The following is a 13,989-nucleotide window of genomic DNA, read 5'->3' as shown; positions in this document are numbered from 1 at the left end:
CTCTCTCATCATATCATTGAAGCTTTTCTTTTTCGAGCTTATTTTTTGTCATTTTCACAAAAATAACCGATCACCTTTTTAAATGGACATTAAAGTTTCCCTAGCTTTTTTGCCATTTAGAAAGCACCATATTCGTCATCATTACTCCAAAAGCTTGCAACGGTAAATTTCTATGAAAAAATCATACAAATTGAGAACGTCAGATTTTAGCACTTAATTTTAGAAAGAATACAGCAGCTATTTTCCTATACATTGCTTCGGAAAAACAGGGAACAATTAAAATTTATTTGTTGCTGCGAAACAAATGAGCTTTCCTTCATGCCCATCGCCGACCAAACTATCGTGAAAAAATACCTCCAGTTAAATTGGCTGAAGGAGGAGACGTGAAGTTTGATAGGCAAAAGCTCCTGTTAGACGCACCAAAAAATGGACAGAAAATAAAAAGATGTCCAAAGGTGTAGAAGTTGGGACATCTTTTTATTTTAACGATTATACTGCTGTTTCTTGGACATCCAAATCATTTAATACGCGAACAAATTGGCCTTCATTATATGGATAGCCAGCCTTTTCAATCTTTACTTTAACAATTTTTCCAATCAGGTCTTCAGTGCCTTTGAAAACGACTTTTAAATAGTTATCTGTATATCCTTCATACATCTCACCATTTGGATCATCCTTGAATTTTTCTTCAGGTATCACTTCAAGAACTTCATTTTCAAATTGGGAAGCATACTCTTTCGCTAATTGATCCGAAAGCGCGATGAGGCGATGAACTCTTTCATTTTTCACATCCTCATCTACTTGATCCTCCATTCTTGCTGCTGGCGTACCTGTTCTTTTAGAGTATGGGAACACATGAAGCTCAGAGAATTGATGTCTTTTGATAAAATTGTAAGTTTCCATAAACTCTTCTTCTGTTTCTCCCGGGAAACCGACAATCACATCTGAGGTGACCGCGAGACCGGGAAGTACTTCCTTTAAACGCTCTAATCTTTCCGCAAAGAATTCCATTGTATACTTACGACGCATTCTTTTTAACACCGTATTTGAACCAGATTGGATTGGAATGTGTAAATGTCTGACAATGACATTTGATTGATCGATGACATCAATAACTTCATCCGTAATCTGACTTGCTTCAATGGAAGAGATACGAAGGCGCTTCAATCCTTTTACCTGATCTTCTAAATCTCTTAAAAGGGATGCGAGATTGTAATCCTTCATGTCTTCTCCATACCCACCTGTATGAATCCCGGTTAAGACAATTTCTTGATATCCAGCATTCACCAACTGCTGTGCTTGACGGATAACTTCTTGTGGATCACGTGATCTCATGAGTCCACGCGCCCAAGGAATGATGCAGAATGTACAGAAATTATTGCAGCCTTCTTGAATTTTCAAAGAGGCTCTAGTACGGTCTGTAAAAGCAGGCACGTCTAATTCTTCATAAACGCGATTTTTCATGATATTTCCGACGCCATTAATCGGCTGACGTTCCACCTTATATTGCTCAATATACTCAAGCATTTTCACCCGATCCTGAGTACCGACCACAATATCTACCCCAGGAATCGCCATGATTTCTGCTGGTGAAGTTTGTGCATAACAGCCTGTTACACAAATAACTGCATCAGGATTCTTTCTAATGGCACGTCTAATCACTTGCCGGCTTTTCTTATCTCCAGTATTTGTAACAGTACATGTATTAATGACATAAACATCCGCTCGGGATTCAAAATCTGTTCGGTCATAGCCCTGCTCTTTAAATAATTGCCAAATGGCCTCTGTTTCATAATGATTGACTTTACAACCTAATGTATGAAAGGCAACTGATGCCATTTATCTTCACCCCATTAATTCAGTTTGAAAAGAAACAGCAGCTAATGCATACAATGGTGCTGTTTCTGTTCTTAAAATTCTCGGACCTAAACTACAAGAAAGGAAACCAGCATCATTTAACAGAGCTATTTCTTCCTCTGTTAATCCACCCTCCGGTCCAAATATAATGAGAATGGATTGCCCCGCTTTCATTTCTTTTAATACAGAGGAAAAAACGGATCCTTCCCCTTGCTTCGCACTTTCTTCATAAGCCACCAATTTATAATCATAATTTTCACTTAACTCGACTAGTTTTTTTAAGGAAATTGGCTGGTGTACTTCTGGCCGTATGTGACGATGGGATTGTTCGGCCGCTTCCTTTGCAATCCGATTCCAGCGTTCAACCTTTTTAAATGCCTTTTTTTCATCCCATTTCACAATGGAGCGAGATGCAGTAAAAGGGATAAACTTAGCTGCCCCTAATTCCGTCCCTTTTTGAATAATCCACTCCAGTTTATCCCCTTTGGGCAGACCGCTCGCAATGGTCACCTGTATCGGCATTTCAACAGAAGCTTCTTCCCATTTTACAACTTTTGCAACGACTTGTTGATCGGTAATTTCTTCTATCCGACAGAGGGCACTTTTGCCTTTGGTAACACAGTAGATTTCATCATCCACTTGCAAACGCATTACCTTGACAATATGATGGCGATCATCATCAGAAATATAGAAACGATTATCTTCGAAATTTCTCACAAAATATCGCTGCATTTTAAGCACCTCTTAACTAAATTCGTTTTGCAATGAACGCAACCCAATCTTCCATTTGAATGGTTTCAACAATTTCAAACCCAGATGTAATCATTGCTTCTTTAACCTCTTGCTTCTTTTGCAGGATAATTCCAGATGTTATGAAATATCCGTTTTGTTTTACAATCCGTGCTGCATCATCTGTAAAACGCAGAATGACTTCAGCAAGAATATTAGCTACCACTACATCAACAGGTCCTGTGATCCCATCAAGCAGGTTATTTTGAGAAACAGTTGCTCGATCGTGGACCTTATTAAGTTTAATATTAATTCTGGCTGAATTGACAGCCACTTCATCCAAGTCCAGTGCTTGTATTTTTTCTGCTCCTAACAAACCAGCAGCGATACTTAACACACCGGAACCCGTTCCCACGTCAACAACATGATCACCTTGTTTGACCGTTCTCTCGAGAGCCTGTATACACATGACCGTTGTTGGGTGGGTTCCTGTACCAAAGGCCATCCCAGGGTCTAATTCTATAATGAGCTCATCGCTATGAACAGGCGTATACTCCTCCCAGGTAGGAACGATGGTGAATTTTTCTGAGATCTTTACAGGATGGTAATATTTTTTCCAAGCTGTTGCCCATTCTTCTTCATTGACTTCACTAATCGTAACAGTATTTTTCCCAATATCGATATTGTGAAGAATTAGTCCATTAATTGCTTCTTTAATCTCTTCAACTGTTTCGCCTAAAAAGCTATTAACTGGTAAATAAGCTTTAATAATTACTCCCTCTTCAGGGTAGTCGTCAGGGTTCAATTGATAGATTTCACCGAAGTGGTCTTCCCTCTCCTTCTCAAGCTCAAAAGGATCCTCAATGACAACACCAGAGGCACCTGCTTCATGTAAAATATTTGAGATCGGTTCAACCGCCTCATTTGTTGTATGAATGGCAATTTCAGACCACTTCATTCTACCAACTCCGTTTCCTTAAACTCCGATAACACTGTATATTACTTGCGTTATTCACCTTTAAATGCTCTTTTTACCTTTGAAAAAAAGCCTTCTTCTTGATCACCTTGAGGGACTTTTCCACTTATTTCGGCAAATTCCTGTAGCAATTGCTTTTGCTTTTCAGTCAACTTCGTTGGTGTGACAATTCGCATTATAACGTGCTGGTCACCAACTCCATATCCCCTTACATTAGGAACTCCTTTTCCACGAAGACGGAATTTAGTGCCTGTCTGTGTACCTGCTGGAACCTTAAGCTTTACTTTGCCATGCAGCGTTGGCACTTCTATCTCATCACCAAGAGCTGCCTGAACAAACGTGATCGGCATTTCACAATAAATATCATCCTCATCCCGCTCAAAGAATTCATGGGAGCGAACATGAAATACTACATATAGATCCCCAGCTGGACCGCCGTTAATGCCAGGCTCTCCTTGTCCTGATACTCTTAGCTGTTGACCGTCATCAATTCCAGCGGGAATTTTGACATGAATTTTGCGACGTTTTTTCACTTTCCCTGTGCCGCCACAAGTTGAGCATTTATGCTTAATTTCTTTGCCTGTACCGCTGCAATGATGACAAACTCTTCGGTTTACTATTCTTCCAAAAGGAGTATTCTGCTCTACATTTAATTGACCGCTACCATTACAGTGCTTACAAGTTTCCGGCTTCGTTCCCGGTTTTGCCCCACTTCCGTGACAAGTATCACATGTCTCTTCACGTGGAATTTCGATGTCTGTTTCTTTTCCAAAGACTGCTTCTTCAAAAGAAAGCGTCATCGTATATTGAAGGTCAGCACCTTGCCTAGGAGCATTGGGATCACGACGTCTGGAACCACCGCCGCCAAAAAACGTTTCAAATATATCCTCAAAGCCACCGAAGCCGCCGCCCCCAAAGCCTCCACCACCGAAGCCTTGATTTGGATCAGTGTGACCGAATTGGTCGTATTGTGAGCGCTTCGCATCATCGCTTAATACTTCATACGCTTCCTTAACTTCTTTAAATTTTTCGTCCGCATCCGCCTCTTTATTAATATCTGGATGATATTTTTTCGATAACTTTCGATATGCTTTTTTAATTTCGTCTTTAGAGGCGGATTTGCTTACTCCTAAGACTTCATAATAGTCTCTTTTACTCAACCTTACCACTCCCCGAATCCATTCGCATAAAGGTTATTTTAACACTCAAACTTGTAGAAGTGCAAATAAATCTATCACTAGGACCTTACATAGAAAAAGCCAAAGTCATAAAGACAGTGACTTTGACCTTTCTATATTCTATATTCAATAACTAATTCGATGCTTGTCGCCGATGGACGAGCACTCTCCGCTTTTCTATTTGTCTAGCTTCTGCGGCTAAACCCTCGAGACACTTCAGTCCAGACGCGAAAGTCAAAAGTGCGACTTCCACTTCTGGCCTTCCAGTGCTTGTCGGGTTTGTTCAAGCCGCATCCGCTTTTCTATTTATCATCTTTGATTTCTTCGAATTCAGCGTCTACAACGTTGTCGTCTTTAGGAGCAGCACCTGCTTCTCCTTCAGCTCCCTGTGCAGCCTGTGCTTGCTTGGCAGCTTCCTCGTAAAGCTTAACAGAAAGGTTTTGAACGATTTCTTGTAGTGCATCCTTTTTCGCACGGATTTCATCAAGATCATTCTTTTCAATTGCTGCTTTAAGTGCATCTTTCGCTTCTGTTGCTTTCGTTACTTCCGCTTCATCAACTTTACCTTCAAGATCTTTTAATGTTTTATCTGTTTGGAATACCAATTGATCCGCTTCATTGCGTAATTCCACTTCTTCCTTACGCTTTTGATCAGCCTCTGCATTTGCTTCAGCCTCTTTAATCATTTTATCGATTTCATCATCAGATAGACCTGTTGAAGATTTAATTGTAATTGCTTGTTCCTTGTTGGTTCCAAGATCTTTCGCACGTACATTTACGATACCATTTTTATCGATATCAAATGACACTTCAATTTGTGGAATTCCACGTGGTGCTGGTGGAATATCTGTTAATTGGAAACGTCCCAGTGTTTTGTTATCAGCTGCCATTGGACGCTCTCCTTGGAGAACATGAATGTCAACTGCTGTTTGATTATCAGCAGCGGTAGAGAATACTTGTGATTTAGAAGTTGGAATCGTCGTATTGCGTTCAATTAACTTCGTAAAGACACCACCCATTGTTTCAATCCCAAGTGATAAAGGTGTTACGTCTAGTAAGACAACATCTTTAACATCACCCGTGATCACTCCACCTTGAACAGCTGCACCCATTGCAACTACTTCGTCTGGGTTTACTCCTCTATGAGGTTCCTTACCAGTTGCTTTTTTAATCGCTTCTTGCACAGCTGGGATACGAGTAGAACCACCGACAAGAATAACTTTATCGATATCAGCAGCTGTAAGACCTGCATCTTGTAACGCTTGACGAGTCGGTCCCATTGTTCTTTCAACGAGATCTGAAGATAATTCGTCAAACTTAGCACGTGATAATGTGACTTCTAAATGAAGTGGACCTGCTTCACCAGCGGTAATAAACGGTAAAGAAATTTGTGTAGAAGTTACACCAGATAGATCTTTCTTTGCTTTCTCAGCTGCATCTTTTAAGCGCTGCATAGCCATCTTATCTTTTGAGAGATCAATGCCATTCTCTTTCTTAAATTCCTCAACTAAATAGTCAATAATAACTTGGTCAAAGTCATCTCCGCCAAGACGGTTATCACCAGCAGTAGATTTAACTTCAAATACGCCGTCTCCTAATTCAAGGATCGATACGTCAAACGTACCACCACCAAGGTCATACACTAGAATCGTTTGATCTTCTTCCATTTTATCTAAACCGTAAGCAAGTGCAGCAGCAGTAGGTTCGTTAATAATACGCTCTACTTCTAATCCAGCAATTTTTCCAGCATCCTTTGTTGCTTGACGTTCTGCATCGTTGAAATATGCTGGTACTGTAATAACTGCTTTTGTAACGGGCTCACCTAAATAATCTTCAGCATAAGATTTTAAATGCTGTAAAATAATAGCTGAAATTTCTTGTGGTGTATATTCTTTTCCTTCAATCGTTTCTTTATGAGAAGTTCCCATATGACGTTTAATAGATAGGATGGTATTAGGGTTTGTAATCGCTTGGCGCTTTGCTACTTCTCCCACTTGACGCTCGCCGTTTTTAAATGCCACGACGGATGGAGTTGTGCGATTTCCTTCTGGATTTGGAATTACTTTTGGTTCGCCACCTTCAAGAACCGCTACACAGGAGTTTGTTGTTCCTAAGTCGATACCAATAATTTTGCTCATGTTATTAGCCTCCCAATTTTAATATGTAAACACTTTTTCTCTATTTTTTACTGATTAACTTTAACCATTGCTGGTCGAATGACACGATCCTTTAATACATATCCTTTTTGAAATTCTTCCACGACAATGTTCGAATCATATCCCTCTTCCGCAACCTGCATAACCGCTTGATGGAAATTCGGATCAAACTCCTTCCCTTCCGATTCAATCACTTCTACGCCTTCTTTCTTTAAAGCATCAAGAAGACTGCGATAAATCATTTCCATGCCTTGGAGCAAGGATTTCGTCTGTTCATGATCGGTCTCCACATTCAATGCACGTTCAAAGTTATCCAATACAGGCAGAATATCAGAAATTAAATTTTGTGCTCTATATTTTTGCGCCGCTTCATAATCCAATCTAGCTCGACGGCGAGAGTTTTCGAAATCAGCTTGTAATCGAAGGTAGCGGTTTTCTTTTTCTTCCAGCTCTTTTTGCAGAGCTGCAAGCTGCTCTTCTAGCTTTGTAAGTTTTTCTTCATCAACAGAGGATGAATCTTCAGGTACTTCCTCTTTCTCTTCATCAATTATAGGTTCAATTTCTTCTTGAATATTTTGTTCTTCGTTGGTAGACACCGCTTCTTCCTCCAGTGTGTTTTTTTCTTCAGCCAACGTTTTCACCTCCCTTTAAAGTAGACACCGACTAAATCTGTCAGCTAACATCTATGTAAATCAAAAAATAACAGCAACGCAAGGAAAAGGGATGGAATTGCTTAATTCCACCCTTTATCAATATTTCCAGCACTACTTACTTTGATACAGCTTTGTTAGCACTACCGATAAATCGTTGCTAAAAAATTTTAATAAACTTATAACTCTTGAATATTCCATTCGAGTTGGCCCTAAAATAGCAATCGTACCTAATTGTTCAGTTCCAATTGAATAAGTGGCGGTGATTAAGCTGCAATCATCCATTGCAGAATTGCCATTTTCCTTCCCAATTTTAACATTAATACCAGAAGGATTTTTTCGAATGATATCATACATATCTTCCTCATGTTCAATCATTGTCAACAGGTTTTTCACTTTACTAATATCATGAAATTCCGGTTGACTGAGCATGTTCGTTTTACCACCAAAAAATAATTTTTCATTTGTTGGAATTTTCAACGTTTCTACCAGTGAAGAAAACATCGAATCATAACTGCGAATATGCTGCCGCAAAACAAGAGCTACTTCCTTGTAGATTTTTCCGTTTAATTCCTCAAGTGGGACACCTGTAAGCCGTTCATTCAAAATATTGACAAGCTTCTCAATATCACTAGAATCAATTCCAATCGGTAGATGGAACATCTTATTTTCTACATGCCCAGTATCTGTAACAATAATGGCAATCGCTGTTTCATCGTTCAAAGGGACAATTTGAATTTTCTTTAGCTTGTTCTCCCTCACTGCTGGACCAAGAACTATAGCAGTATAATTTGTCAACTCTGATAAAATTTGTGCAGATCTTTGAACAATCTTCTCTAATTCATATATTCTCTCCGTAAAAATTGAACGTACAGAGTTCACATCTTTTGTATCAAGTTTTTGCGGAGATAGCAAATGATCTACGTAAAATCTATACCCTTTCTCGGATGGAATTCTCCCCGATGAGGTGTGTGTTTTTTCCAGAAAACCGAGTTCTTCTAAATCTGCCATCTCGTTTCGAATTGTAGCCGAACTAAACTGTATTTCTTCCTTCTTCGACAAGCTTCTCGAACCAACTGGTTGAGCAGACCGAATAAAATCATCAACAATCACTTGGAAAATTAACAATTGACGATCTGTTAACACTTTATATCACCTCTGTTAGCACTCCTTTATATCGAGTGCTAAATCTATTATTAAATTATCAAATATCAGGGGATCGTGTCAATCATTTAAGCTTTTTTATTCAGTCTGGATGCCATCCCCATTCCTTATTCAAAAAAACCATCATCACATTACTGGACTATGCCTAAGAACGATTGAAATACTTCATTTCCAAGAAATCTACCTTTCCTGGTTAATCTTATATAATTATTTTCTTCACAAATTAAATCCTTTTTCCTTAAATCCAACATTTCATTTGCAAATAAATCCACAGGTGAAATCCCGTATCTTTCAATAAACCGTTCAATCGAAACCCCTTCATTCTTTCTTAATCCAAGGAACATTTCTTCCTCCATTTGCTCTGCTTTTGTCGGCTTATTTTCTTCAAAAACAGGAAGTTTCCCATTTTCAAGTGGATCCATATACTTCTTTAAAGGACCAACATTTGAACGCCGCAGCCCTTTAACATAAGAATGGGCGCCAGCTCCAAAACCATAATATTCATTATTGTTCCAATACGTTAAATTATGCCTGCTTTCATAGCCAGGAATTGCAAAATTACTGATTTCATATTGAAGGTAGCCATGCTTGTCCATCTGCTCCATCAGTTCCTCATACATGGCGGCTTCAGCATCCTCTCCCGGCAAAGGAAGGCGGCCCTTTCTCATTAAATTATAGAAAACCGTCTTCGGTTCAATTATTAACGAATACCCAGAATAATGTTGAATATCTAATGAAAAAGAAGTAGCAAGCGTTTCTCTAAAATCAGCTAATGTTTGGCCCGGTAAGCTATAAATAAGATCGACACTAATGTTTTCAAATCCTGCAGCTTTTGCAAGCGCAATCGATGTGAATACATCTGCTCCACGATGTACACGACCTATTCTCTTCAAAAGTTCATCGTTAAAGGTCTGGACGCCAAAGCTTAAGCGATTGACCCCTGCCTCATAGAGGATTTGCAATTTTTCTTTAGAAAGATCTCCCGGGTTCGCTTCAAATGTAAACTCAGTATCTTGATTGAAAGGAAGGTAATCATGGATGCCTTGACATAAAGCTGCAAGCTGCCTTTCATTTAATGCCGTCGGCGTGCCTCCACCAACAAAAATAGAACGCAGGTGAGACGTTGGCACTTCTTGCAATGTCAACTCCATCTCTTTTTTTAATGAATTTATATATTCATCAACTGGTTGTCCTTGAAGGAACACTTTATTAAAATCACAATAATGGCAAATATGCTCACAAAAGGGGATATGAATATACGCCGCATTAATCAAACAATCACAACCTCGTTTTTTAAATATGAAAGAGAGGTTAGAGTTCTTGTTATAACAAGACTGGCTAACCCCTCTTTCTTAAGTTAAACTCTAAAAAACCCTATTTTTTCTGACTATCATCCATTTTCAATACTGCCATAAAGGCCTCTTGAGGTACCTCAACTGAGCCTACCTGTTTCATCCGCTTTTTCCCTTCTTTTTGCTTCTCAAGAAGCTTTCGTTTACGGGAAATATCTCCACCGTAGCATTTCGCTAAGACGTTTTTGCGCATCGCCTTAATCGTAGAACGGGCAACAATTTTTTGTCCGATTGCCGCTTGGACAGGCACTTCAAATTGCTGTCTCGGAATTAATTCCTTTAATTTTTCTACGATAACCTTACCTCGTTCATAAGCAAAATCTTTATGAACGATAAAGCTTAACGCATCGACTTTCTCTGCATTTAAAAGGATATCCATCTTCACAAGTTTTGATGGCTTATAGCCAATCAGTTCATAGTCAAAGGAAGCATACCCTTTCGTGCTCGACTTTAACTGATCGAAGAAATCGTAGACAATCTCGGACAATGGTACTTCATAAATGATGCTCACCCTCGTTTCATCGAGATATTGCATATCAATGAAGTTTCCTCTTTTTTCTTGGCACAGCTCCATAATGGCGCCGACATAATCATTTGGAGCCATCATCGTTGCTTTTACATATGGCTCTTCAATCCGTTCAATTTTCTGTGGATCTGGCATATCAGAAGGGTTGTCTATTTTTATTTGCGAACCATCCGTCAAAATAACATCATAAATAACACTCGGTGCAGTCGTGATTAAATCGATCTTAAATTCTCTTTCAATGCGTTCCTGAATAATTTCCATATGGAGCAATCCAAGAAACCCGCATCGGAAGCCAAAGCCTAATGCTTGCGATGTTTCTGGTTCAAACTGAAGAGCGGAATCATTTAATTCAAGCTTTTCGAGAGCTTCTCTTAAGTCATTAAATTTCGCGCTGTCAATAGGATATAAACCACAATATACCATTGGATTCAATTTACGATAACCTGGGAGCGCTTCTGAGGCACCATTTTTTGCATTTGTAATCGTATCCCCAACACGGGTATCCCCAACATTTTTAATGGCAGCCGTTAAAAATCCCACATCTCCGACAGATAATTCTTCTGTTTGCACGGCTTTTGGCGTAAAGACACCTACTTCTGTCACTTCAAACTCCTTGCCCGTTGCCATCATCTTAATTTTATCGCCAGCTTTCACCGTACCCTCAACCACACGAATATATGCAACCACTCCTCGGTATGCATCATATAGTGAATCAAAAATTAACGCCTTTAATGGAGCTTCAGGATCTCCAACAGGTGCGGGTACCTTTTCGACAATCTGTTCCAAAATTTCTTCAATCCCAATCCCAGCTTTTGCACTGGCTAAAACAGCTTCAAAAGCATCTAATCCGATTACTTCTTCAATCTCGTTACGAACGCGTTCCGGATCGGCACTTGGAAGATCAATTTTATTGATAACTGGTACGATTTCTAAATCATTGTCAAGTGCTAAATAAACATTCGCCAACGTTTGTGCTTCAATTCCCTGTGCCGCATCGACCACGAGAACAGCACCTTCACATGCTGCTAAACTGCGGGATACTTCATAGGTGAAATCGACATGTCCAGGTGTGTCGATTAAATGAAACGTATAGATCTCGCCATCTTTTGCTTTGTATTTTAATTGAACTGAGTTTAATTTAATCGTAATGCCCCGTTCTCTCTCAAGATCCATCGAATCGAGGAGCTGGTCCTTCATTTCACGAGCAGTTAAAGCATTCGTTTTCTCTAAAATTCTATCTGCCAACGTCGACTTTCCATGGTCGATATGAGCGATGATCGAGAAATTGCGAATCTTTGATTGCCTCATCAGTCTTTCTTCTTTGTTCATATCGTTCACTCCTACTATACTCGCACACATCGAATCAATTCCAATTTAACTAAACGCTTACAGCACATAGCCGTTGGAATTGATTAAATACGCTATTTTTTGATTATAGCAGTCGATTCGGCAAGATTCAACGGAAAATAGAAGGCACTATTGAAACAGCTCTGTAATTAATTCTATTGCCTTATTAGCAAAAGAGGAAACACCTTCTGCCAGCTTCTTGCCAATAGAGGAGAAAAAATTATAAGCCTTCATTTTTTCGAGCTTTGCTTTCTTTTCCTGTATATCATGACTACTGATATCATTGCCTAAGACAGCAAGTTCCACTTCCCCTCCTTCGTTTTCAGTAACATGAAGCGCTTCTTTGAAGTTGTGATCCTCAAAGCCCTTCATCCGATCGATTCCTTCATTTGCCTGTTGCATCCCAAATAAAACAGAGACAAACATCAAAGCCAAGACAAATACAAACTTCAAAAAAAACAACTTCATCATGTCACCTACTTACGTTTTTATTTAGAAAAAGCTGGTAAACCGTTATAAGAACAATTTTTGCTCAAAATCTACTTGAGTTTGTCCTCTATGTGGGCAGATTTGGGTTAAAATCTGCTTTTGCCGTCCTCTTGAGCCCTTTTATGCGAGCACCTTTCGCTCAACTTCCGCTTTCGGGGTCCTCTTGAACTCTTTATGCGGACAGCTTTTCCTCTAATTCTGCATCCACTGTCCTTATGAATTCTTTATGATGAACAAACTCAATGTCGCCAACATCCTGAAACAATTGGGTTATCATCGCAATTGCCTTTTCACCATTATTGCTCATTTGCAGGCTCGTCAACCGGGAAGTTCACACTTTCTGCTTGCCAAAAGACTTCACTAAATGCAGCTGCAAAGGCATCTGCGGAGCGATTTAATTCTTCAAATGTATTATCAACTCCACCAAACTCAACGAGCATTGCATTTTCAGATAAATCCTGATTAAATTTTCCGTTCGTACCAGCTCCTTGCTTTTTCGAAACTCCTTTACTTATGCCTGGATATTTCTTATTAAGCTTTTTGTGTAATTCTTCAGCTAGTCTCAAATTCTTTTCATAATTTGGGTTTTCTGCACCAAGGACAAACATTAACTGAGCGTAGGACTTACCATTAATCTCTATTGTAGTCTTGTCTTTCCGTTGTGAATCACGATGTATATCAATTAAATACGTAAGGTCACGATTAGAGGTAACCGCCGCTTCAACAACTTTTCTCGATTCATCATAAGATCTTCCATAAGAAAGCCCTTTTTCACTTAGATTGGTCATAATATCCGTTTTATCTACAACCGTTCCAATTCCATAACGTTCTAATTGTTTTTGAAGATGATCGCCAATTCTTGTCACATTAATCTTTGAATGATGTGCTCTATTAGGATCTGTAACACCTTCTAAATGAGGAAGAAAGGATTCTCTAGTATGTGTAAAATAAAGATAAACCATTTTTCGATCACCAGTTGTTTGTGCTGGTGGAGGCGCTTCTTCATCCCCATTATCTAAGTCATCTAATTCCTCAATATCTTTTATCGCTGCCTCATTCTCCTTTTGCAACGCTTCAGGAGGTGGGGGGGATTCTATCGGTAAATGCGTATAATTAATGCCTTCTCCAGCAATCACCAGTTCCCCATCAAATATTGAAAATCCTGGCAACTCTCTTCCGAGGAGACTTCTTGGATCATCGAGACTAACATTTGTTGAGACCTTAAACACTAAACTGGTCAAACTTGGTGTTGATTCATCTTTTGGTAGCACTTGTCCAAAAGCATGATTTTCCGTACCTAGGAGGCGATATAACACTTCCCCTGTCAAATGTCCTGTCGCACTATTAATAGATGATGATTTAATTTGATACTCTGGCTTCAAAGATGTAATGAGGCCACTCACCGAAAAGATAAGCAACAGCAATAACATCACGACTAATACAAATTGAAAAACACTGGTCCCTTGTACAGTTACGACAAATGAAGAAGACCTGTTATATTTCATCGTTCCACCTCTTTTAGTAAGTCTACTAATTCTTATGACTTTACTAGAAAAGATAGAACC

12 protein-coding genes are annotated in these 13,989 nt (G+C 39.2%); all 12 read right to left on the bottom strand.

Annotated features, from left to right (window positions below; all coding sequences use genetic code 11):
- Positions 1–489: 489 nt before the first annotated feature.
- Complete coding sequence (gene mtaB, locus NST02_RS09390; protein ID WP_137743854.1) at positions 490–1,839, bottom strand: tRNA (N(6)-L-threonylcarbamoyladenosine(37)-C(2))-methylthiotransferase MtaB; 1,350 nt, start codon at positions 1,837–1,839, stop codon at positions 490–492.
- 6 nt (positions 1,840–1,845) lie between these two features.
- Complete coding sequence (locus NST02_RS09385; protein ID WP_340948799.1) at positions 1,846–2,589, bottom strand: 16S rRNA (uracil(1498)-N(3))-methyltransferase; 744 nt, start codon at positions 2,587–2,589, stop codon at positions 1,846–1,848.
- A 16-nt stretch (positions 2,590–2,605) separates the two neighbouring features.
- Complete coding sequence (prmA, locus tag NST02_RS09380) at positions 2,606–3,544, bottom strand: 50S ribosomal protein L11 methyltransferase (RefSeq protein ID WP_095306873.1); 939 nt, start codon at positions 3,542–3,544, stop codon at positions 2,606–2,608.
- Between the two features lie 50 nt (positions 3,545–3,594).
- Complete coding sequence (dnaJ, locus tag NST02_RS09375) at positions 3,595–4,722, bottom strand: molecular chaperone DnaJ (RefSeq protein ID WP_095306874.1); 1,128 nt, start codon at positions 4,720–4,722, stop codon at positions 3,595–3,597.
- 320 nt (positions 4,723–5,042) lie between these two features.
- Positions 5,043–6,878, bottom strand: coding sequence for a molecular chaperone DnaK (gene dnaK, locus NST02_RS09370; protein ID WP_095306875.1), 1,836 nt, complete (start codon positions 6,876–6,878; stop codon positions 5,043–5,045).
- 47 nt (positions 6,879–6,925) lie between these two features.
- Positions 6,926–7,528: a nucleotide exchange factor GrpE gene (grpE, locus tag NST02_RS09365; RefSeq protein ID WP_095306876.1), complete on the bottom strand. Its 603-nt coding sequence runs from the start codon at positions 7,526–7,528 to the stop codon at positions 6,926–6,928.
- Positions 7,529–7,660: 132 nt separating this feature from the next.
- A complete protein-coding gene (hrcA, locus tag NST02_RS09360) occupies positions 7,661–8,692 on the bottom strand; it encodes a heat-inducible transcriptional repressor HrcA (RefSeq protein WP_095306877.1) in 1,032 nt (343 codons plus the stop codon).
- Between the two features lie 149 nt (positions 8,693–8,841).
- Positions 8,842–9,984, bottom strand: a complete 1,143-nt coding sequence (hemW, locus tag NST02_RS09355) for a radical SAM family heme chaperone HemW (protein ID WP_095306878.1) — start codon at positions 9,982–9,984, stop codon at positions 8,842–8,844.
- Positions 9,985–10,084: 100 nt separating this feature from the next.
- Positions 10,085–11,917, bottom strand: coding sequence for a translation elongation factor 4 (gene lepA / locus NST02_RS09350; RefSeq protein WP_340948794.1), 1,833 nt, complete (start codon positions 11,915–11,917; stop codon positions 10,085–10,087).
- A 147-nt stretch (positions 11,918–12,064) separates the two neighbouring features.
- Positions 12,065–12,406 carry a YqxA family protein gene (locus tag NST02_RS09345; RefSeq protein WP_306428696.1) on the bottom strand — a complete coding sequence of 114 codons (342 nt, stop codon included), beginning with the start codon at positions 12,404–12,406 and terminating at the stop codon, positions 12,065–12,067.
- A gap of 190 nt (positions 12,407–12,596) precedes the next feature.
- Complete coding sequence (locus NST02_RS09340; protein ID WP_268951586.1) at positions 12,597–12,731, bottom strand: hypothetical protein; 135 nt, start codon at positions 12,729–12,731, stop codon at positions 12,597–12,599.
- Positions 12,721–13,929: a stage II sporulation protein P gene (locus NST02_RS09335; protein ID WP_095306881.1), complete on the bottom strand. Its 1,209-nt coding sequence runs from the start codon at positions 13,927–13,929 to the stop codon at positions 12,721–12,723. Before NST02_RS09335 ends, NST02_RS09340 begins: the two co-directional genes overlap by 11 nt.
- Positions 13,930–13,989 lie beyond the last annotated feature (60 nt).

Origin of the sequence: Robertmurraya sp. FSL W8-0741 (assembly GCF_038004005.1) — a bacterium.
GTDB lineage: Bacteria > Bacillota > Bacilli > Bacillales > Cytobacillaceae > Robertmurraya > Robertmurraya siralis.
This window is presented reverse-complemented; position numbering and strand designations above follow the sequence as displayed.

What these genes read in the sequence shown, in the direction of transcription:
- NST02_RS09345 (WP_306428696.1), bottom strand. Translation starts at nt 12,406, where the DNA reads ATGATGAAGTTGTTTTTTTTGAAGTTTGTATTTGTCTTGGCTTTGATG.
- lepA (WP_340948794.1), bottom strand. Translation starts at nt 11,917, where the DNA reads ATGAACAAAGAAGAAAGACTGATGAGGCAATCAAAGATTCGCAATTTC.
- NST02_RS09340 (WP_268951586.1), bottom strand. Translation starts at nt 12,731, where the DNA reads ATGAGCAATAATGGTGAAAAGGCAATTGCGATGATAACCCAATTGTTT.
- mtaB (WP_137743854.1), bottom strand. Translation starts at nt 1,839, where the DNA reads ATGGCATCAGTTGCCTTTCATACATTAGGTTGTAAAGTCAATCATTAT.
- NST02_RS09385 (WP_340948799.1), bottom strand. Translation starts at nt 2,589, where the DNA reads ATGCAGCGATATTTTGTGAGAAATTTCGAAGATAATCGTTTCTATATT.
- NST02_RS09335 (WP_095306881.1), bottom strand. Translation starts at nt 13,929, where the DNA reads ATGAAATATAACAGGTCTTCTTCATTTGTCGTAACTGTACAAGGGACC.
- dnaK (WP_095306875.1), bottom strand. Translation starts at nt 6,878, where the DNA reads ATGAGCAAAATTATTGGTATCGACTTAGGAACAACAAACTCCTGTGTA.
- prmA (WP_095306873.1), bottom strand. Translation starts at nt 3,544, where the DNA reads ATGAAGTGGTCTGAAATTGCCATTCATACAACAAATGAGGCGGTTGAA.